The organism is Skermanella stibiiresistens SB22 (assembly GCF_000576635.1).
GTDB classification, from domain to species: domain Bacteria; phylum Pseudomonadota; class Alphaproteobacteria; order Azospirillales; family Azospirillaceae; genus Skermanella; species Skermanella stibiiresistens.
This window is the reverse complement of the sequence record NZ_AVFL01000001.1, coordinates 92,202-112,958: the sequence shown is the minus strand read 5'-3', so window position 1 is coordinate 112,958 and position 20,757 is coordinate 92,202. Positions and strand designations below refer to the sequence as shown.

Genomic DNA, 20,757 nt, shown 5'->3' with positions numbered 1-20,757 from the left:
CCGCCGGAAGAAAGCGGCTCAGCCCACCATGTAGGCGGCATCCTCGCCATAGGACGCCAGCTTCGCCGCCAGCACCGCGTCGCCGGGATACCGCTTGAACCCGCGCCGGCTCCAGTAGGGCGCCGAGCGGTTGACGGCGGTGAGCGCCAGCATCGGCAAACCTTGGCGGCGCGCGAGATCACGCAGCAACACGGTCAGCGCCTCGCCCAGCCCCAGCCCGCGGGCTTCGGGCAACAACGCGACGTCATGCAAATAGAGGCAATCGGCGTCGCGGGGCAACCCGCCAAGCCGGCTGTCCAGCGCCGGAGGGCGCCCGAGCCGGCTGGGATGGCTGACGGCGTAACCGAGCGCGGCGCCGGTACCATCCACGGCCCCATCCTCGGCGACCAGACAGCCGGCGGGGAACAGCGCCAGCCGTTCCGCCGGCACCTCCGCCGATTCGGGATATGCTGGGTGGACGATCTCCGCGATCCGCTCCACCAGCGGCAGATCAGCCACCGTCATCTGTCGCCACCGCGCCCGCATTCCCTTGTCAGCTCCCCTCGCTCGAACCCGCCCCGTGGGTCAGCCGGCGATCCGAACCACGGTGCGGCCGCGGACCTGCCCTTTCAGGATATCCTCGGCCTTTCCCGGCAGTTCCTCCAGCGTGATCTCGGTGGTCACCGCGTCGAGCGCCTCGGCCGGCAGTTCCTTCGCGATCCGGGCCCACGCCTCCTGGCGGCGCGGCTTCGGGCAATTGACCGAATCGACACCCAGCAGCGCCACGTTCCGCAGGATGAAAGGCATCACCGTCGACGGCAGGTCGGCGCCCCCCGCCAGTCCACAGGCGGCGACGGCACCACCATAGGCGGTCCCGGCCAGCACGCTGGCCAGCGTCACGCCGCCCACCGTGTCGACCGCCCCGCCCCACCGTTCGGAGGTCAGCGGCTTGGACGGCTGCGACAGCTCGTTGCGGTCGACGATCACCGAGGCGCCTAGCGACTTCAGGTAATCGGCCTGTTCCGGCCGGCCGGTGGAGGCCGCGACCGTGTAGCCGAGATTGGCCAGCAGGCGGACCGCGACGCTGCCAACACCCCCAGCGGCGCCCGTCACCAGGATCTCGCGCTCGCGGTCGATGCCGTGTCCTTCCAGCGCCATGACGCAGAGCATCGCGGTGAAGCCCGCCGTGCCGACCGCCATGGCTTGGCGCGCGCCCAGGCCGTCGGGCAAGGGAACCAGCCACTCCGACTTGACGCGGGCGCGTTCGGCGAACCCGCCGGACCAGCTCTCGCCGACGCCCCAGCCGGTCAGGATCACGCCGTCGCCGGGCTTGAAGTCAGGCGACTTGGATTCGGTCACCGTGCCGGCGAAGTCGATGCCCGGCACCATCGGGAACTTGCGGAGGATGCGGCCCTTGCCGGTCAGCGCCAGCCCGTCCTTGTAATTGAGGCTGGACCATTCGACCGCGACGGTCACGTCGCCATCGGGCAGATCGGCGTCGGTCCAGCGCGTCAGGCCGATCTTCGGCTTGCCGTCGGCCTGCTCCGCGACGAGGGCTTTAAAGGATTCAATGGTCATCGCGTTCTCTCCCGTGTTGATCGTTCTTGATGTTCTTTCGACCTAGCTGGCCCGGCGCTCCAGCGCCTCGCGGTAGCGCTCGCGGATATAGGCCATCAGGTCCTGGAGCGCCGTGACGCCGGCCTCGCCGTCGCGATCCTCGATCGCGGCCAGGATGCGTTCGTGGAACCCCGCGATGGTGTGGCGGTCGCGGACGCGGAAGATGATCATGTTGCTGACCGGCTGCAGCGCCTCGACCACCGAATGCATCACGAAGCTCAGCAGCGCGTTGCCGGTGGCGTCGACCAGCGCCCGGTGGAACCGGACATCCGACGCGCAGAACTCCTCGTCGGTGATGGCCTCGTCGCGCTGGCGGGCCAGTTCGGTCCGCATGGCCTTCAGGTGGACATCCGCCCGATTGGCCGCCGCCAGCCGGCAGCAGACCGATTCCAACTCCAGCCGCGCGGTCGCCACGTCGTCCAGGCTGAAATCCCCCACCGCGACCATCAGGGTCGTGGCGTTGGCCAGCGACAGGGCGGCGTCCTCGGGCGCCGGGCTGGCGACGAAGTTGCCACCGGTCGGTCCGCGGCGCGAGCGGATCAGATGCTGCGCCGCCAGCCGCTTCAGCGCCTCCCGCACCGTCGGACGCGACACGCCGAACCTATGGGCCAGTTCGTCCTCCGTCGGCAGCCGCTCATCGATCTTGAGCCTGCCGTCGAGGATGGCGGCACGGATACTCTCCGCGATCTGCTTGGCGGCACTCGCGGTGACCACGTCCTTGAACTCGATGCCCATCCCGTTCCGCATCCCGCCGTCGCTTCCATTGACCCGCACCCTAGCATAGTCGGCGGCGGCCGAAAGGCAAAAAAGTCATCAGATTATTTGTTTGACAAATAGCGACATCTGGGGCGAGCCTGACGCTTAGCTGTCGAATGTCGGGCACGGAGAGGCCCGCGCGACACCAAAAGGGAGGAAACACATGCGTTCCATCGCGGCGGGCCTGATCGCGGCCTCCATGCTGGCTTCGGCCTATCCGGTCCAAGCCCAGACCCAGAACTCCACTCTGCCGGTGTTCCGGATCGGCGTGCTCAACGACCAATCCGGCCTGTATTCCGACATCGCGGGCATCGGCTCGGTCGAGGCTACCCGGATGGCGGTGGAGGACTTCAAGCCCGAGGAGAAGGGCTTCCGGGTCGAGATCGTCTCGGCCGACCACCAGAACAAGCCCGACATCGGCGCCAACATCACCCGCCAGTGGTTCGACCGCGACAAGGTCGACGTCGTCGCCGACGTGCCGACCTCCTCGATCGCCCTGGCGGTGTCCGAGATCGCGCGGGAGAAGGACAAGGTCTTCCTGATCGACAGCGCCGGCACCTCGGACCTGACCGGCAAGGCTTGCACGCCCAACAACGTCCATTGGACCTACGACACCTGGGCGCTCGCCAATGGCACGGCCAAGGCGGTGATCGCCAACGGCGGCAAGCGCTGGTTCTTCCTGACGGCGGACTACGCCTTCGGCCACGCGCTGGAACGCGACGCCATGTCGATCATCAAGGCCAATGGCGGCGAGGTCGTGGGCCAGGTCCGGGCGCCCTTCCAAAGCAACGACTTCTCGTCGTTCCTGCTCCAGGCGCAGGGTAGCGGCGCCGAGATCGTGGCGCTCGCCAATTCCGGCGGCGACACCATCACGGCCGTCAAGCAGGCGGCGGAGTTCGGGCTGTCGCAATCGGGTCAGAAGCTGGCCGGACTTCTGGTGTTCCTGACCGACGTCCACTCGATCGGGCTGGAGACCGCGCAGGGCCTGCTGCTGACCGAGGCGTTCTACTGGGACCTCAACGACGGCACCCGCGCCTGGACCGAGCGCTTCGTCAAGCGCAACGGCGGCCGCTACCCGACCATGAACCAGGCCGGCGCCTACGCCTCCACCCTGCACTGGATGAAGGCGATCGCCGCCATGCCCGACAAGGAGGCGGCCCGCTCCGGCCGTCACATGGTCGAGGCGATGAAGGCGATGCCGACCGACGATCCCCTGTTCGGCAAGGGAAGCATCCGGATCGATGGCCGCAAGATCCACGACATGCACCTGTTCCAGGTCAAGACGCCGGCGGCATCGAAGCAGCCCTACGACTACTACGACACCGTCGCCACCATCCCCGGCGACCAGGCGTTCCGGCCCTTGAAGGACAGCGAGTGCCCGTTGGTCAAGACCACGGCCGCGGCCCAATGACCTCGCAGGGCTTGACCCGGCATGGCTAGTCCCGGCGGTCAGGTGGCGGCGCGCTCGGCCGGCAGGACGCTGTCGCTGGCCCTGTTGCTGGCCAGCGAGGTGGCGGCCATGTCGGTGTGGTTCGCCACCACCGCGTCGCTCGCCAGCATCAAGGCCCAGTGGACGCTGGGACCGTTCCAGGAGGCGCTGCTGACCAGCAGCGTCCAGGCGGGGTTCGTCGTGGGAACGCTGGGCAGCGCCCTGCTCAGCCTGCCCGACCGCCTGGACCTCCGGCATCTGTTCGCCGCGTCGGCCCTGATCGCGGCGATCGCCAATGTCGCGATCCTGGCGTTCGAGCCGGTCGACGCCATGCTGCCGGTGCTGCGCTTCGTGACCGGCATGTGCATGGCCGGCGTCTATCCCGTGGGCATGAAGATCGCCACCACCTGGGCCAAGCGCGACCTTGGCCTGCTGATCGGCTTGCTGATCGCGGCGCTGACGCTGGGCTCGGCCTCGCCCCATCTGCTGGCGGCCTTCGGCGGGGTCGATTGGCGGGCACCCTATGTGACGGCGTCGGCGGCGGCCTTGCTGGCGGCCGTCCTGATCAATTTCGTGTCGATCGGACCGAACGTGGCGAAGGCGCCGCCGCTGCGGCTGGGCAACGCGCTGGAGGCGTGGCGGAACCGGCCCCTGCGGCTGGCCAACCTTGGCTATCTCGGCCACATGTGGGAGCTTTACGCCATGTGGGCGTGGTTCGGCGTCTTCATCCACGCCAGCTTCGCGCTGACGCTGGGCGAGGGTTCCTCGACCACCGCCAAGTTCGCGACCTTCGCGGTGGTCGGGGCCGGCGCCTTCGGGGCCTTGGGCGCCGGCTGGCTGGCCGACCGCTGGGGCCGCACCCTGGTGACCTCGGTCTCGATGGCGGTCAGCGGGATCTGCGCCCTGACCATCGGCCTGCTGTTCGATGGTCCGCCAGCCCTGCTGGTGGCGGTCGGCATCATTTGGGGTGTCAGTGTCATCGCCGACTCCGGTCAGTTCTCCGCCACGGTGGCCGAACTTTGCGACCGCTCGCTGGTCGGAACGATGCTGACGATCCAGACCTGCGCCGGCTTCCTGCTGACGCTCGTCAGCATCCATCTGCTGCCTCTGGTGGTGGACGCGGTCGGCTGGTCCCACGCCTTCATGGTGCTGGCGATCGGCCCGTTCCTCGGCATCATCGCCATGCTGCGCCTGCGGGCCGATCCGGCCGCCCTGTCGATCGCCAACGGCAAGCGCTGAAATCCTCTTTCCAATCCCTGGGTGATCCACCATGAGCCGCACGACCATCCTGTTCGAGAAAAACGACGGCGTCGCGATCCTGACCCTCAACCGGCCGGAGCGCCTCAACGCCATCAACCAGACGATGCTGAAGGAGCTTGATCAGGCGCTCGATGAGATCGAGGCCGATCCCGAGATCCGCGCCGTCGTTGTGACAGGCGCCGGCACCGCCTTCTCCTCCGGCTTCGACCTCAAGGAACAGATGGAGAGCCAGCCCTCGGGCGTGGCGCGCTGGCGGACCCTGCTGCGGAACGACTTCGATCCGGTGATCCGATTCTGGCGGCTGTCCAAGCCGACCATCGCCGCCGTCAATGGCCACTGCCTGGCGGGCGCCTGCGAGCTGGCGCTGGCCTGCGACATCACCGTCGCGTCGGAGAAGGCGGTGTTCGGCGAACCGGAGCTGAAGTTCGGCGCCGGCATCGTCGTGATGATCCTGCCCTGGATCGTCGGCCCCAAGATCGCGAAGGAGATCATCCTGACCGGCGAGGACCGCATCCCGGCGGAGCGGGCGTACCAGATCGGCATGGTCAACCGGGTGGTCCCGCCCGACGACTTGATGGAATCAGCCCTGCGGACCGCCCGCCACATCGCGGCGATCGACCCCAACCTGGTCAAGCAGACCAAGCGGGCGATCAACCGGACCTTCGAGATCATGGGCATGGGCGAGGCGCTGGAGGCCGCCCTGGACATCGACCTCCAGATCGAGGGCGAGGGCTCGCCCGACAAGCTGCGCTTCATGGAGATCGCGCGGGCCGAGGGCCTGCGCGCCGCCATCGCGTGGCGCGACGGCCGCTTCCCGGAGAGATCCCGATGACGTCGGCAAATCAGGGCCGCAACCTCGCCAGCCTTCTGCGGGAACGGCTGGAGCGGGCCCCCGCGACCGTCGAGGACCCATCGGAACGGCTCGACGCCGGGGCCCTCCTATCCCGCGCCGACGCCCTCGCGGCGGAGTTGCGGCGCCATGGCATCACCCCCGATGAGCCCGTGATGATCGGCGTCGGCAACCGCGCCGCCGACATCGCCGCCTTCCTGGGTGTCTGGACCGCCGGGGGCGTCGCCATTCCGATCCACGCGTCCTCCCCGGCCGCCGTGGTCGAGACGTTGCGCGCGGCCACTGCCACCCGCCTGATCGTGGAAGGCGCCACCGGTGACGTGACCAAGGTCGCCGCCGAGCCGCCGCCGCAGCGCCCGCTGCTGGACGGCGCCGCCCTGGTGATCCTCACCTCCGGCTCGACCGGCACCCCCAAGGGAGTGGTGATCGGCCATGACAGGTTCGCCGCCAAGCTCGATGCCCTTCAGGGCATGCTGGGGTTCACGCCGCGGACGGACACGCTGTTGCCGTTGCAGGTGACCTTCATATTCGGCATCTGGGCGGGTTTGCTGACCATCCTGGCCGGCGGACGGCTTCGGATGATGCCGAAGTTCACACCCGCCGCCGTCCGCGCCGCCCTGGAGGACGGTGTCACCACGGCGGCGCTGGTCCCGACCATGCTGCGGGCCTTGTTCGCCAGCGAGGGCCAAGTGCCGTCCGCTCCCCGGCTCCGGCAAATCCTGACCGGCGGGGAACCGCTGGGAGGCGGCTTGGCGGCGATGATCGGCGAGGCTTTTCCCGATGCCGGCCTGTTCGACCTTTATGGCCTGACCGAGACGGGATCGTGCGACTTCCACGCCACGCCGGAAATCCGGGCCGCGGCGGCTGGCACCATCGGTCTGCCGACCCCTGGCGTCGAGTTCCGGATCGACGCCACGACCGGCGAGTTGCTGATCCGGACGCCCTTCGGCATGCTGGGTTATCTCGACCAGCCGGACCTCACGGCCGCCTCGTTCGACGACGGCTGGTTCCGCACCGGCGATCTGGCGCGGCTCCATCCCCTGGGCCATGTCGAACTGGTGGGACGGGCGAAGGACATCATCTCGCGCGGCGGCAACAAGATCGCGCCGATGGAGATCGATCGCCTGTTCTGCGGCCACCCCGACGTGGCGGCGGCCCTGACGACTGGCGTGCCCGATCCGCTGCTGGGCGAACGGCTGCACGTCCTGATCGTCCCGCGCGCCGGTGCCACGCTCGACGCCGGGACGCTGGCGGGCTGGGCCACCGGCCGGATCGAGCGGTTCAAGATCCCCGACGCCTTCCACTTCGCTCCGGAACTGCCGCTGGGCCGCACCGGCAAGGCCGATCGGGGAGCGCTGCGGGGCTGGATAAACGACAGGATCGAGAAGCCATGACCTCGCGCGCGCAAATGCCGCGAATAAGGGTGAATTACCCTTAATCTCGAAGTGTTCCCTGGTATTTTGTGACAAATAGCGAGTCCACGACAGCCCGCTTGATCATTCGAATGAGTTAAGCCAATTTCGCGTTCAGCGAATTTGAATCACGATAACGGACTTGAAGCGAGGCTGTTCATGGCGACTCTTCCGGGCGGGGCATACGACACCCATTACGGCACCAACGAAGCCGACTTCATATCGGGCGGCGGCGGCCATGACCTCATCATCGGAGGCCAAGGCGACGACATGCTGTTCGGCAACTGGGGCGAGGACGTGCTGGACGGCGGGGCCGGCGAGGACTATCTCAGCGGCGGCGCCAGGTCCGACACGCTGCTGGGTGGCTCCGGCAACGACACCCTGCTGGGCGGCACCTCCGACGATATCCTGATGGGCGGGGCCGGGGACGACCTGCTGAAGGGCGAGCACGGTCACGACATCCTGGAGGGCGGCAGCGGCAACGACATCCTCGAGGGTGGCACCGGCAACGACATCCTCAGGGGCGGTTCGGGCAACGACATGCTGTATGGCGGCGGCCATAACGACGTCCTCCACGGCGGTTCCGGCGACGACTACCTGCGCGGCGACAACGGTGACGACATCCTATACGGCGGTTCCGGCAACGACACGCTGTCGGGCGGCAATGGCGACGACATCCTGTTCGGCGGAACGGGCGACGACGTCCTGCGCGGCGGCACCGGCAACGACACCCTGACCGGCGGCGCCGGCGCCGACACCTTCACCTTCCGGGGCGGCGGCGGCCAGGACGTCGTGATGGACTTCAACAAGGGCGAGGACATCCTGCTGGTCTCGCGCAACATCAACGGCCTGTCGGTGTCGAGCGCCGACGATCTGGCCGCGCGCGTCACCACCATCGATGGCCACGCGGTGGTCGACCTCGGCAACGGCGACACCATCACGCTGATGAACGTCTCCGCCGACGACATCCAGTCCAACCCGAACGCCTTCTTCGCGATCGGCTGATGGCGGCTGTGTGAAAACACCGAGGGAAGCGCGGGCGGCGTTCCGAGACCAAGCGTCTCGGGACGCCGCCCGCGCCGACTTCCAGGCCCTCACGCCAACGCCCCGCTCCCAACTCCTCGATTGGCGATGGCCGCCATCATCGGCGCCGGACTTCGTTGACGCGGGCTGTCGTTGATGGCTTGTAGGCCTTGGTCTCGGGCATCGCCACCGCGTAGAGGACGAAACCAGCGCCGCCGATCGCCGCGAGCGTCAGGAAAGCCGCGTCATAGCTGGCGTTGACGATGATGAACCCGGCCAGCGTCGCGCTGACGGCACCTCCCAGTCCCTGCGCCGTCGCGACAGCGCCTTGGCTGACGTTGAAGCGCCCGGTACCCCGGGTCAGATCCGCGACGATCACGGCGAACAGCGCTCCATAGATCCCGGCGCCGACACCGTCGAGGCATTGCACCGAAACCAGCCAGAAGGGATTGTCGGAGACGGTGTAGAGCACGCCGCGCGCCATCAGGACCCCGAACGCGGCCAGGAAAAGCGGCTTCCGTCCCCACACGTCCGCCTTGGCGCCCACCACCATCGCGACCGGCACCATCACGAGCTGGGCCACGACGATACAGACGGCGACCAACGTCGTGGCGTATTCCTTGCCGACGGTCTGGGTCAGGAGTTGCCCGACCGATGTCAGCATCGCCGCGTTGGAGAGGTGGAAGAGAACGGCCAGCACCGCGAACACCAGCAGATCACGGTTCATCAGGAGCGCCGACCACCCGGAGGGTTGGTCCCCGGCCGTGCCGTCCTCCTCCTTTCCATCCTCGGAGAGGCCGCGTGCCAGATCGTTGTCGATCGCGGCCGCCGGAACCATCAGCAGCGATCCTATGCTGGCGACCGCCAACGCCCCCATCAACCAAAACACCACCACCGGACCGAAGAAATAGGCGGTGACGCCGGCTATCGCCGCCGAGGTGGCGTTGCCGGCGTGGTTGAAGGCCTCGTTGCGGCCGATCCTCTTCGACAACGCCTTCGGACCGACGATGCCAAGGGTGATCGCCGCCAACGCAGGCGGAAAGATGGTCCCGGCGATGCCCGCCACCGACTGGGTCGCGGCGACGAGATAGAAGTCGGTGATGAACGGCAGGGCGAGACAACTGAAGGTCACCGCGACGGCACCCGCGATCACGATCGCGCGCTTGTTGTTCGTACGATCGATCAAGGCGCCCGCGGGAGTTTGCGCGATCAGGCCGGCAACCGCCGCGATGGTCATGACAAGTCCGGTGGTGGCCTCGTTCCAGCCGTGCTCCGGTCCCCGCACGGCTATGAGATAGATCGCCAAGTATGGCCCCAAGCCGTCACGGACGTCGGCCAGGAAGAAGTTCAGCCAGTCAAGGCCGCGCAGGACGGTACCGGCGGGCCGCCCTCCCCCGCGCTTCGAGACATACGGACCGGAGACGTCGATGGTCGGGTTCGCCGTCAAGGCATCCTCCGGATCGAAGGTGCTTGGTCATGGTTCGACATCGGAAAGGGTCCGCGCGCGGGAGGCCGGCTCATCTGGGATCTTCCATCCACTTGAAGGGTTTCGCTCTGAAGTTCCACTCAGCCGCGTGGAGGAGGCGGCGGCGCGATCCCGTCCCGTCCGCCGGGGCCATGCCCCGGACCGGCGCCGGGACCATGACCTTTGGGTCCCATCGGTGGCCTGACGGCGAGTTCGGTCAATTGTTCGGGCGTGGCGCCGATGGCGCGCGCTTCCACCAAGGTTCCCATGAGAGTGGTGAGACTGATCCCCCGAGCGCTGATCATCCGTCCCGTCTGGAGCAGGTCGGAGAAACGCGCCGCTTCCGGCGGCGGCAGACGAAGCGTCACGCCATCCTCGAGCACCGCCCCGTTGACCTCGCCACGTTTTCCATGCAGGACCGTCGCGATCCGTCCCGATACCGTCGTCTCGGTTTCGTTCGCGTCGGGAGGCCCATTGTCGGTCACCGTCACCCCGGTCGCGTCGTTGGTGATGGAAGCGCCATCGACCAGAGGTACGGCGCGAGCCTTCAAGCCGCGCACCGTGACCTGATCACCCGGCTTGACGGCGAACACCACTTGACTGGTGAGGTGGGGCGGCAGCTTCACTTCCGTGCCGTCCGTCAGGATCAGGCCGTCGATATCGCCGCGTGGCGTTGGCGTGTATTGTTTGACGACGCCCTTCGTCTCGGGAAGCTGAGCCGGGTCCCAGAGGGATGGCCCGGACTGGGCGTAAACGGTCGCGGCGCCGAGAGCGATCGTCGCGATCAGCGCGCCGGAAATCGTGTGGTGTCGTGACATCTTGAACATTGCCAAAATCCTTGGTGGCGGTAGGCGATGTCGCCTCCAAGGTGTCTCAAGGCAAAGGGCGTGCCATGTACTTCGCCGCGGAGCGTCGGGATTTCACGCTCCACCCAGGGTGTCAGGTGTCGTCTTTCCCGACACCGGGTGTCGTTTTCGCCGACAGGTCGCCGGCCGAGTCCGGGCCATGGGAGCCCATGCCATTGGAGCCCAGGCCATGACGCTCCATCTTGGCGTAGAGAAGCTGGCGCTGGACGCCAAGGCGCCGCGCGGCCTCGGCTCGGTTGCCATTGGCTTCGTCCAAGGCCCGCCGGATCATCGCCACCTCGAGACGCGCCACCGCGGTCGGCAAATCGCCGGCCAGCCAGTCGACGGCGGCGCCGCGCTCCCCCGACGCCGGTGGGCCGGCGATGAGATGGCCGAGATCCGACGCCTCGATCACGGGTCCGCGCACCAGCACGCTGGCCCGCTCGATGGTGTTTCGCAGCTCGCGCGCGTTTCCCGGCCAACCGTGTTCGAGCAGCCTGGCGGCCGCTTCGGCCGACAACCGTTTGGCGATGCCGCCAACGGCGCTCAGCGCCAGGAAGTGTTCCGCCAGAGGCACGATATCCGCCAGCCGCTCACGCAAGGGCGCCAGGGCGATTGGAACCACGTTCAAGCGATAATACAGGTCCTCGCGAAAACCGCCTTGGGCCACTTGATCGGGCAGATCGCGGTTGGTCGCGGCCAGGATGCGGACATCGACCGCGGCCGCGCGGCCGCCCAGGGGGGTGACGATCCTATCCTGCAGGACGCGCAGGATCTTGGCCTGCATGGCCAAGGGCATGTCGCCGATCTCGTCGAGGAAGAGCGTGCCCCGGTTGGCATCCCGGAAAGCGCCGGATCGGTCCACGGCCGCCCCGGTGAAGGCGCCCCTGACATGACCGAACAACTCGCTTTCCAAGAGATCGGCGGGGATGGCGGCGCAGTTCACGGCCACGAACGGTCCGCCCTTGCGCCAGCTATGCTCATGAAGGGCGCGGGCGACCATTTCCTTTCCGGTACCGGTCTCACCGGAGATCAGCACCGTGGCGTCGCTGTCGGCGGCCATGCCGATGATCTTCTGGACGCGCCTCATCGCCTCGCTGGAACCGATCAAGCCATCCTGGACGAATTCGGGGGGGCCGGACTCGGCGGATGGCGGGCCGCCACAGACATCAGCCCCGCGCCCAGCCCGGTCCTGGAAAGGAATACGCGCCAGCAGCCGTGCCAGTTCGTCTCGCCCGATCGGTTTGGTCAGATGGTCGAAGGCGCCAAGGCGCATGGCCTCTATCGTGTTGTCGGCGCTGGCATAGGCCGTGACGATCACCACCGGGGGCGGCGATGGCGTCTCGCGCATCCGCCTCAGCACGGCCATGCCATCCAGCTCGCCCGGCATCCGCAGATCGAGCAGGACGGCGTCCACCAACCGCTTCCCATCGAGATGGGAGAGCGCCTCCCGCCCCGTCGCGGCGGTCGCGGCGACGTGGCCAAGATCGACGATCGTCTCGGCCAGGCTTTCGCGGAACGCGGTGTCATCGTCGACGATCAGGACGGTTGCCATGGCAGCTCGATCTCGAAGGTTGCTCCCCGCCCGGTCTTGACCAGCCGGGCGTCGCCCCCATGGGCGAGCGCGATCTCGCGGGTGATCGCGAGGCCAAGGCCGGTTCCATCGGCCCGGCCGGTCACGAAGGGTTCGAACAAGTGCTGGCGCAAATCGTCCCGCACCCCCGGTCCCGTGTCGCTCACCCGGAGAAGCAAGGTCTCCCCGTTCCGGAAAGCGCCGAGCTGGATGGTGCCGCCGCCTTCGGGGATGGTCTGGATGGCGTTGAGGACGAGATTGTCCAGGCAGCGCGCGATCTGGCCGGCGTCCAGGCAAGGCCGCTCGTCCCCCGCCTGGATCGCGGCGTCGATGACGACCTCGACCACGATGCCCTTCGCTTCGGCCAAGTCCCGATGCAGGTTGGCGCAGAGCGAGAGCAGCGACGCGATATCGACCGGCTCGCGCCGGGGCTCGCGATGCTGCGTCAACGCCAGCAAGTCGCGGAGCAGGCCATCGAGGCGCGCGATCTGATCCAGGATGGCGGTCAGCGCCCCCCGGCCGCGCTCCGGGTCGTGACTGGCCAGCGCGTTCTCGGCCTTGAGCCTCATGGCCGCGATCGGATTGCGGATCTCATGCGCCATGCCGGCCAGAAGCCGCCCGACCGCCGCGAGGCGTTCCGCCGTCGACGCGCGCCGCCGCGCGTCCGCCAGCCGCTGTCCGGTCGCGTTGAGCGCGTCGACCAGTCGGTCCAGCTCGCGCTCCCCCGTGCGCTCCAACACCGGAAGGTCGCCCTTCCCCCACTCGTGGGCGTTCTGATCATGGGTGGCGAGCGTCTGTTCGAGCACGGCGATGCGCCGTGAGAAAATCAGGAGAAGACGCCCGAGGAACAGCGCCGACCCAAGCACGGTCACTGTCAGGAGCGCCAAGCCCGCGAGCAGTTGGTTGAAGGCGGGTCCCTGTCCCGTGAAAGCCCGCGTCATCGCCCAGGCGGTCGCGTCCCGGATCGGCGGTGGCAGTGGACAAGCCTGCAGGACCAGGGTCTGCGACTGCCCGGCCCGGCGCAGGCCCACGGGCCGTTCGGAATCCAGGGCGTCGTTGTTGATGCGGGAGATGGCGGACAGTTCGGCGGCGGGAAGGTCGCTTTTCGGACCGGTTCCCTCATAGGTCGGATACGCGTAGGCGAGCGATCCGGATCGGGCTTGCCATATGCCGCCCTCGACGCCGAGCGATCGGGCGAGGGCGGATTGGACGACGAGGACAAGATCGGCTTTCAGCGCCGGGTCCGCATCCACGACGGCGGGCCGCGCCCAGCCCGCCGTGAAGAAGGCGTATCGGTCGGTTATGTCCTGGCAGGCGCGCGCCACCGCCGTCTCGGCCTGCGCCACCTGGACGGTCGCCGATTGCCGGTAGAACTCGACCAGAAGGAAGCCGGTCGATCCGGCGGAGGCCAGCAACAGGATCCATAATGCCAGGAGGCGTCCGCGAAGTGATCTCACCGGAGCTATATGACCTTGGGGATGGCGGGCGGCAAGACGGTGGTCAAGATGCCCGCCAAGAAGGCGGGACGCCGATCCCATCGGCGTCCCGCCCCGGCTTGGTTCCCCATCTCTCCCCGGGTCAGCAGCAGCGGTTCATGCCACCGCCACCGACCCCGTACCGCTTGTCCTGCCGCTCGCGGAAGAACTCCTCGTAGGTCATCACCGGCTGGTCGGGGTGGTTCTCCAGCCGATGCGCCACATAGGTGTCGTAGCAGGGTATCCCGATCATCAGCCGGCCCGTCTCCTTCAACCGGCCGATCATGGATCTCAGGTCATGCATGACGCGGTCCCTTGGCGCCCAGACGTGGGGCCACGCGGGCGGCGGGGGCCGGACCGACCTCGTGGGTGGTGACATTCGGGTTGGACAGCGCCTTGCGGATCGCGGTGACGCCGTAGAACACCATCGCCAGCACGACCAGGATGAACAGGGCGCACAGGCCGGCGTCGATGTAGTCGTTGAAGATGATGCGGTTCATCTCCTCGATCGTCTTCGCCGGGGCCAGGATCTGACCGGACGCCAGCGCGTCGCCGTACTTGTTGGCGTGCGCCAGGAAGCCGATCGCCGGGTTGGGGTGGAACAGCTTCTGCCAGCCGGCGGTCAGCGTGCAGATCAGCAGCCAGACGGTGGGGACCAGGGTGACCCAGGCGTAGCGCTGCCGCTTCATCTTGAACAGCACCACGGTGCACAGGATCAGCGCGATGGCGGCCAGCATCTGGTTGGAGATGCCGAACAGCGGCCACAGCGTGTTGATGCCGCCCAGCGGATCGATGACGCCCTGATACAGGAAGTAGCCCCAGGCTGTCACCGCCAGCGCGGTGGCGACCACGTTGGCGCCCCAGGATTCGGTGCGCTTCATGGCGGGCACGAAAGTGCCGAGCAGGTCCTGGATCATGAAGCGGCAGACGCGGGTGCCGGCGTCGACCGTCGTCAGGATGAACAGCGCCTCGAACAGGATGGCGAAGTGGTACCAGAACGCCATCAGCGCCTTGCCGCCGATCGCCGACGACAGGATGTGCGCCATGCCGACCGCCAGGGTCGGGGCGCCGCCGGCGCGCGACAGGATGGTGCCCTCGCCGACGTCGACCGCCGTCTGGGTCAGCATCTCGGGCGTGATGACGAAACCCCAGGAACTGATGACCTGGGCCGCCTGGTCCGCCGAGGTGCCGATCAGGCTGGCGGGGCTGTTCATGGCGAAGTACAGGCCGGGTTCCAGCACGCAGGCCGCGATCAGCGCCATGATGGCGACGAAGCTTTCCATCAGCATCGCGCCGTAGCCGATCATGCGGGTCTGTTCCTCGTTCTCGACCATCTTGGGCGTGGTGCCCGAGGAGATCAGCGAGTGGAAGCCCGACACCGCGCCGCAGGCGATGGTGATGAACAGGAACGGGAACACCGAGCCGGCGAACACCGGGCCGGTGCCGTCGACGAAGCGGCTGACCGCCGGCATCCGCAGCTCGGGCATCACGAACAGGATGCCTAGCGCCAGACCCAGGATGGTGCCGATCTTGAGGAAGGTCGAGAGATAGTCGCGCGGGGCCAGCAGCAGCCAAACCGGCAGGACGGAGGCGACGAAGCCATAGCCGATGATGATCAGGGCCAGCGACTCGCCGCTGAAGGTGAACATCGCCGACAGCGTCGGGTTCAGGCTGACGACCTGTCCGAGATAGATCGCGGCCATCAGCGCCAGGAACCCGATCACGGACATCTCGCCGATCCGCCCCGGCCGCAGGAAGCGGGTGTAGACCCCCATCAGCATGGCGATCGGAATGGTGGCGAAGACGGTGAAGGTGCCCCACGGGCTGTGGGCCAGCGCCTTGACCACGACCAGGGCCAGCACGGCCAGCAGGATGATCATGATCAGCAGCACGCCGAACATGGCGATGACGCCGGCCACCTGCCCCATTTCGGTCCGGATCATGTCGCCCAGCGAGCGGCCGTCGCGGCGCATCGAGATGAACAGGATCAGGAAGTCCTGGACGGCGCCGGCCAGCACGACGCCGACCAGGATCCAGAGGGTTCCCGGAAGGTAGCCCAGCTGGGCCGCCAGGACGGGGCCAACCAGCGGGCCGGCGCCGGCGATGGCCGCGAAATGGTGCCCGAACAGCACGTATTTGTTGGTCGGCACGAAGTCCAGGCCGTCATTGTACCGGACCGCCGGCGTTTGCCGCCGGGGGTCGAGCTGAAGGACGGTCCGGGCGATGAACAGACTGTAGAAGCGGTATGCCAGGAGAGCGACGCAGACCGCCGCGACGACGATCCAGAGGGCGTTGAGCGTTTCACCCCGGTTGAGGGCGATCCAGCCGAACGCGACGGTCGCGGCGAGGGTGACGGCGATCCATATCAGCGTCTGGCCGAATGTTTGAGCGGACCTACTCATGGAAGGAGTGCCTTTCATGGCGCTACGAATTTCATCCGCCCCCCGTCCCTCACGAAACCCGCACCCTTCCGAAAAATCGGGCCGTTTCGAAAAAGGCTCTTGAAAACGGACGTCCCAGCGCAATATCCGCCAACTCGACGCGCCGAACAACCACACGATTGCGATAATCGTGGGTGCTGATTGTTGCGCGCGCTCCTAACCACGCGTCATTTCGTCTCGCCCCTATCCTCCCACCCTCACCGGCGGGCGAGCGCCAGCGCCGGCTTCCTCCTCATCACCACCAGCGATGATCGCGATGGACGCGACGACGAGCACCGGCGTGACGATTTCTCCCAGGAAGATGATCGACGCGAACAGCAGCAGCGCGCCGGTGCCGGCGGGAATCATGGAATAGGCGAAGGAGAAGGTGATCGCGTAGGCGAACAGGGCGCAGGCGCCGAGCCATGTGCCCTCCATCTCCCGGGTCCGCTTTCGCGACCACAGGACAAGCCAAAGCACCCGGGCGCCCGACAGCAACCGGATGGCGACGAAGGAAGTCGGATCGATCGCCGTCTGCTTGAGCGCGATGCGGCACAGCAGGGAATTTCCGGCGAAGGCCAGCAAGGAAAGAAGCGTGAGGACGATCAGCTTGGGATGCATGGAACCAGGCGTTGCCATTCCCGCTCTCCTTTTTCATCGGCCCATGGATCGGCGGGCTCGATCCGGAAGGTCATGGAGGATGGAGCCCCCCTCCCTCAGCTTGGATGAAGGCCGGCTCAAAGGCGATCGGGTTCAGGCCGCCAAACCGATGGCGGTGCGGGGCATCGCCACGAAGCCCGGCAGGGCCTCGACCCGCGCCAGCCACGCGCGCAGGTTGGGATAGGGATCGAGCGAGACGTTCCCTTCGGGCGCGTGGGCGATGTAGGTGTGGTTGGCGATATCGGCGATGGTCGGTTCGTCCCCGGTGAGGAACGGCCGCTCGGCCAACTCGTCCTCCATCACGGCGAAAAGCGCGTGCGCGCGGGCGATGACCTCGTCGGCGTGGAAGCTCATCTTGAAGACCGTGACCAGCCGGGCGGCGCAGGGACCATACGCCACCTGCCCGGCGGCGACCGACAGCCAGCGCTGCACCTGGGCGGCCTTGGCCGGGTCTCGCGGCGCCCAATGTTCGGCGCCGTGGCGGGCGGCCAGATAGACCAGGATGGCGTTCGCGTCGGCCAGGGTGACGTCGCCGTCCTGGATGACGGGAACCTGTCCGAAACGGTTGAGCGCCAGGAAGGCGGCGCCACGTTGTTCACCACCCAATAGATCGACATCTATTGGTTCGAAGGGAAGTCCCAGGAGCGAGAGGAACAGTTCAACCCGGTGACTATGGCCAGATAAGGCAAATCGATAAAATTTTATCATTTGTGGTCAAGCTTTCATGATCACGCGTCCGACCTTTGGAGGTCTCGAGTTGTGTTTTGCCCGATTGACGCGATCATAAAAATACGTTTTTTAGGATTTCATAGTTCCGAAAAGTAGAGTAATCCTTCGGATGAACAAGTTTAAAGCCATGACAACCTTCGTCTGCATCGCCGATCGCGGCAGCTTGAGCGCCGCCGCCGATGCCATGGGGGCATCGCTGCCCACGGTGGTGCGTGTCCTGGCCGCCTTGGAGGCCGATCTGGGTGTCAGGCTGTTCAACCGCACCACGCGGCACATCGCCTTGACCACGGAGGGACAAGGCTATCTGGAAAGCTGCCGGAACTTGCTGGCGGCGGTCGAGGAGGCGGAACAAGCGCTCCGCAACGAGGCCGGCGAACCGGCTGGCCGGCTGACCATCACGGCGCCGGTCCTGTTCGGCCAGATGCACGTGGCGCCGGCCGTCATCGACTTCGTGCGCCGGCACGACAAGGTCCGATGCGGCCTGATACTGGCGGATCGGATGATCAACCTGCACGAGGAGCGCGTCGATGTCGGGGTGCGGATCGGTCCGCTGGAGGACTCGACGCTGATCGCCCACCAAGTCGGCAAGGTCCGCCGTATGGTGGTCGCGTCGCCCGACTATCTGGCGGACCGGCTTCCGACCCATCCGCGGCACCTGCTCGACGCCAATTGCATCGATTTCTCCGGCGCCGGGCACCCGTGGTGGAGTTTCGAGGAGAATGGCCGCGGCTTCGCGGTGCCGGTGACCGGCAACCTGGAATTCAACCAGGTCGCTCCCGCGATAGACGCCTGCGTCGCCGGGATCGGTTTCGGCATGTTCCTGTCATATCAGGTGGCGAACCACGTGACGGAAGGCCGCCTGCGCATCGTCCTGGCCGAGTTCGAACCGCCGCCCCGGCCGGTCAGCGTCATCCATCCCCACGCCCGGCCACTGCCGGCGCGGACCAGGGCCTTCGTCGATTGGATCACCGCGGCGCTCCGGGCGAAGCTGGGCGCCGCGTGGGACTACGCTTCGGCCTGAGCCGATGGAACTGGGATTGCGGAAAGGCGGCCCCGCCGGAACGTCCCGGCGGGGCCGCCCACGTCACGTCACACCCTTACTTCAGGCCTTCCAGATACGTCACCACGGCGTCCCGCTCGGCTTCGTCGTGGACACCGTCGAACGGCATGCGGTTGCCCTTGACCTTGGCCTGCGGGTTGGCGAGGAACGCCTTCAACTGTTCGGCGTCCCAGGTGATGCCGCTGCGCTTCATCGCCGGGGAATAGCGGAACCCGCTGGCGGAGCCCGCCTTGCGGCCAACGACGCCGGTCAGCGCCGGGCCGCTGTCGGTTCCCTCGCCCTTCTCGCCATGGCAGGCGGCGCAGGTCTCGTAGACCTCCGCTCCGTCCGCCGCGTGCGCGGTGGCGGACAAGCTCGCCATCATCACGCCGAGCAGGCTCGGCGCGAGGATAATCATGCGCTTCATGTCGATCAGGCCTTGATCAGGTGGTTGGGGTTCTTCAGGTACTTGTTGACCACGGCGTCGGCGACCCAATAGGTCAGGGCCCCCACGGCGCCGGTCGGGTTGTAGCCGGCGTTCTGCGGGAACACCGAGGCGCCCAGCACGAACAGGTTGTGGGCGTCCCAGTGCTGGAGATAGCGGTTGACGACGCTGGTCTTCGGGTCCGTGCCCATCGGCGTGCCGCCGGTGTTGTGGCTGGACTGGTAGGGCACCACATCGAAATCGCCCTTGCGCGGGTTGGCGGAGATGTGGGTGGCGCCCATCGCCTTGGCGATCCCGGCGCCCTTCTCGGTCAGGAAAGCCGACATCTTGCGGTCGTTGTCGGTGAAGTTGTAGGTCATCCGGACCAGCGGGCGGCCCAAGATGTCCTTGTAGGTCGGATCCAGGTCCAGGTAGTTGCCCCGGCTGGCGTAGTTGGAGCCTTGGCAGTTCATGCTGGCGGCGCGGCGGTACCACTTGGCGGTCGCCTCCTTCCACTCCGACCCCCAGCGCGGCGTGCCCGGCGGCACCGGCCGGTTCAGGATCGGGCGGCCGTTGGTCGAGTTCAGCGCGATGTAGCCGCCACCCAGGAAGTCGACGTCCTTGTGGTCGAAGTTCTCGCCGTTGAAGTCGTCGATCACCATGCCGAGCGAGCCCGCCGCCATGAACGGGTTCAGCTCCTTGTCCTCGAAGAAGACGCCGACCGCCGACTGGATCTGGTGACAGTAGTTGCGGCCGACCACGCCCTTGCCGGTCTTGGGGTCATAGGGCTGGCCGATGCCGGAATGCAGCAGCATCTGGGTGTTGCCGAACACCCAGGCCGACAGGAAGACCATGCCGGCCGGCTGCTCGTATTCCTCGCCGGTGCGCAGGTCGACATAGACGACGGCGGTGACCTTCTTGCCGGCCTTGTCGTAGACCAGCCGGCTGGCGTAGCAGCGGTCGCGGATCTCGACCTTGGGCTCCTTGACCAGCACCGGCAGCAGCGTCGTGTTCGGGCTCGACTTGGCGTTGGCCTCGCAGCCGAACCGCTCGCAGTGGCCGCAATACTGGCAGGCGCCCAGGCGGACACCCTCGGGGTTGACGTAGGACGCGCTCATGTTGCCGGCGGGTGCCGGGAACGGGCTGTAGCCCAGCTCGGTCGCGGCCTTCTCGAACATCACGCCGGCCATCGACGGCTTCAGCGGCTTGTTCGGATACTCGGCGCTGCGCCAGCCCTCGAACGGGTTGCCGCCCTTCTGGATCTCGCCGCGCAGGTTGCCGGCCTTGCCCGACAGGCCGCACAGCTTCTCGAAGCGGTCGTAGTGCACCTCCAGCTCGTCATACGTGACGCCCCAGTCGGCGATCAGCATGTCGTCGGGGATCTTCTTCTTGCCATAGCGCTTGGTCAGGTCGGTGCGCAGGGTGTGGTCGCTCGGCAGGAAGCGGTAGGTCTGGGCGTTCCAGTGGGTGCCCATGCCGCCGACGCCGTCGCCCGGCAGGAACGAGCCGAACCGGCGCATCGGCAGCGCCGACTTGTCGGTCGCGTGGCGGAAGGTGACCGTCTCCTGCGCCGGGTCCTGCATCAGCTCCTGGCGGACCGAGAAGCGCAGCTCGTCGCGGATGTTCGGCAGGGTGAAGTCCTCGCCGGGAATGCGGTTGGGGCCGCGCTCCAGCGCCACGACGTTCAGGCCGGCCTTGCTCAGTTCCCGGGCCATGATGCTCCCGGTCCAGCCCATGCCGACCAGGACGACGTCGACTTCGTTCAGTTTCTTTGCCATGTCTGCTTGTCTCTACCCTTTGA

General features: G+C 67.2%; 19 protein-coding genes. 6 read left to right on the top strand and 13 right to left on the bottom strand.

Annotation, left to right across the window (positions count from 1 at the left end):
* Window positions 1-18: 18 nt before the first annotated feature.
* Genes N825_RS00515 through N825_RS40715 form a run of 3 tightly spaced genes read right to left on the bottom strand, consistent with a single transcriptional unit; the run spans window position 19 to window position 2,343 of the window.
* Window positions 19-504, bottom strand: coding sequence for a GNAT family N-acetyltransferase (locus N825_RS00515; RefSeq protein ID WP_245612957.1), 486 nt, complete (start codon window positions 502-504; stop codon window positions 19-21).
* Between the two features lie 60 nt (window positions 505-564).
* Window positions 565-1,557 (bottom strand): acrylyl-CoA reductase (NADPH), encoded by a 993-nt coding sequence (gene acuI / locus N825_RS00510; protein WP_198038124.1) that lies wholly within the window; start codon window positions 1,555-1,557, stop codon window positions 565-567.
* Window positions 1,558-1,599: 42 nt separating this feature from the next.
* Entirely contained in the window at window positions 1,600-2,343 is a 744-nt protein-coding gene (locus tag N825_RS40715) for a FadR/GntR family transcriptional regulator (protein ID WP_281174344.1), read from the bottom strand.
* Between the two features lie 172 nt (window positions 2,344-2,515).
* Between N825_RS40715 and N825_RS00500 the strand changes: the two genes are divergently transcribed.
* From N825_RS00500 to N825_RS00480, 5 genes are all read left to right on the top strand, one after another.
* On the top strand, window positions 2,516-3,763 hold the full coding sequence (locus N825_RS00500) for an ABC transporter substrate-binding protein (protein ID WP_037445877.1): 1,248 nt from the start codon (window positions 2,516-2,518) through the stop codon (window positions 3,761-3,763).
* A gap of 21 nt (window positions 3,764-3,784) precedes the next feature.
* Window positions 3,785-5,020: an MFS transporter gene (locus tag N825_RS00495; RefSeq protein ID WP_051511334.1), complete on the top strand. Its 1,236-nt coding sequence runs from the start codon at window positions 3,785-3,787 to the stop codon at window positions 5,018-5,020.
* 31 nt (window positions 5,021-5,051) lie between these two features.
* Window positions 5,052-5,873 carry an enoyl-CoA hydratase/isomerase family protein gene (locus N825_RS00490; RefSeq protein WP_037445873.1) on the top strand — a complete coding sequence of 274 codons (822 nt, stop codon included), beginning with the start codon at window positions 5,052-5,054 and terminating at the stop codon, window positions 5,871-5,873.
* Window positions 5,870-7,285 carry a class I adenylate-forming enzyme family protein gene (locus N825_RS00485; RefSeq protein ID WP_051511333.1) on the top strand — a complete coding sequence of 472 codons (1,416 nt, stop codon included), beginning with the start codon at window positions 5,870-5,872 and terminating at the stop codon, window positions 7,283-7,285. Before N825_RS00490 ends, N825_RS00485 begins: the two co-directional genes overlap by 4 nt.
* 177 nt (window positions 7,286-7,462) lie before the next feature.
* A complete protein-coding gene (locus N825_RS00480) occupies window positions 7,463-8,308 on the top strand; it encodes a calcium-binding protein (RefSeq protein WP_037445871.1) in 846 nt (281 codons plus the stop codon).
* 136 nt (window positions 8,309-8,444) lie between these two features.
* Here N825_RS00480 and N825_RS00475 read toward each other — a convergent pair whose 3' ends face one another.
* The 8 genes from N825_RS00475 to N825_RS00440 all read right to left on the bottom strand — a co-directional run bounded on the left by N825_RS00475 (window position 8,445) and on the right by N825_RS00440 (window position 17,472).
* A complete protein-coding gene (locus N825_RS00475) occupies window positions 8,445-9,773 on the bottom strand; it encodes an MFS transporter (protein ID WP_084164077.1) in 1,329 nt (442 codons plus the stop codon).
* 119 nt (window positions 9,774-9,892) lie between these two features.
* Window positions 9,893-10,618: a hypothetical protein gene (locus N825_RS00470; protein WP_051511332.1), complete on the bottom strand. Its 726-nt coding sequence runs from the start codon at window positions 10,616-10,618 to the stop codon at window positions 9,893-9,895.
* A 112-nt stretch (window positions 10,619-10,730) separates the two neighbouring features.
* Window positions 10,731-12,191 carry a sigma-54-dependent transcriptional regulator gene (locus N825_RS00465; RefSeq protein WP_037445869.1) on the bottom strand — a complete coding sequence of 487 codons (1,461 nt, stop codon included), beginning with the start codon at window positions 12,189-12,191 and terminating at the stop codon, window positions 10,731-10,733.
* A complete protein-coding gene (locus N825_RS00460) occupies window positions 12,176-13,624 on the bottom strand; it encodes a sensor histidine kinase (protein ID WP_245612956.1) in 1,449 nt (482 codons plus the stop codon). Before N825_RS00460 ends, N825_RS00465 begins: the two co-directional genes overlap by 16 nt.
* 163 nt (window positions 13,625-13,787) lie before the next feature.
* Entirely contained in the window at window positions 13,788-13,988 is a 201-nt protein-coding gene (locus N825_RS00455; RefSeq protein WP_157618903.1) for a YbdD/YjiX family protein, read from the bottom strand.
* Window positions 13,981-16,086 (bottom strand): carbon starvation CstA family protein, encoded by a 2,106-nt coding sequence (locus N825_RS00450; protein WP_051511331.1) that lies wholly within the window; start codon window positions 16,084-16,086, stop codon window positions 13,981-13,983. Before N825_RS00450 ends, N825_RS00455 begins: the two co-directional genes overlap by 8 nt.
* A 222-nt stretch (window positions 16,087-16,308) precedes the next feature.
* Window positions 16,309-16,743: a hypothetical protein gene (locus tag N825_RS00445; RefSeq protein WP_198038123.1), complete on the bottom strand. Its 435-nt coding sequence runs from the start codon at window positions 16,741-16,743 to the stop codon at window positions 16,309-16,311.
* Between the two features lie 114 nt (window positions 16,744-16,857).
* Window positions 16,858-17,472, bottom strand: coding sequence for a glutathione S-transferase family protein (locus N825_RS00440; RefSeq protein WP_037445864.1), 615 nt, complete (start codon window positions 17,470-17,472; stop codon window positions 16,858-16,860).
* Between the two features lie 148 nt (window positions 17,473-17,620).
* Here N825_RS00440 and N825_RS00435 point away from each other — a divergent pair, with 148 nt between their 5' ends.
* Window positions 17,621-18,514 (top strand): LysR family transcriptional regulator, encoded by an 894-nt coding sequence (locus N825_RS00435; RefSeq protein WP_211098363.1) that lies wholly within the window; start codon window positions 17,621-17,623, stop codon window positions 18,512-18,514.
* 76 nt (window positions 18,515-18,590) lie between these two features.
* Here the strand turns inward: N825_RS00435 and N825_RS00430 are convergent, their stop codons facing one another.
* The gene (locus N825_RS00430) at window positions 18,591-18,959 is read right to left on the bottom strand and encodes a c-type cytochrome (RefSeq protein WP_037445859.1); all 369 of its coding nucleotides are present in this window, start codon (window positions 18,957-18,959) and stop codon (window positions 18,591-18,593) included.
* Between the two features lie 5 nt (window positions 18,960-18,964).
* The gene (locus N825_RS00425; RefSeq protein WP_037445857.1) at window positions 18,965-20,734 is read right to left on the bottom strand and encodes a GMC family oxidoreductase; all 1,770 of its coding nucleotides are present in this window, start codon (window positions 20,732-20,734) and stop codon (window positions 18,965-18,967) included.
* Between the last annotated feature and the right edge of the window lie 23 nt (window positions 20,735-20,757).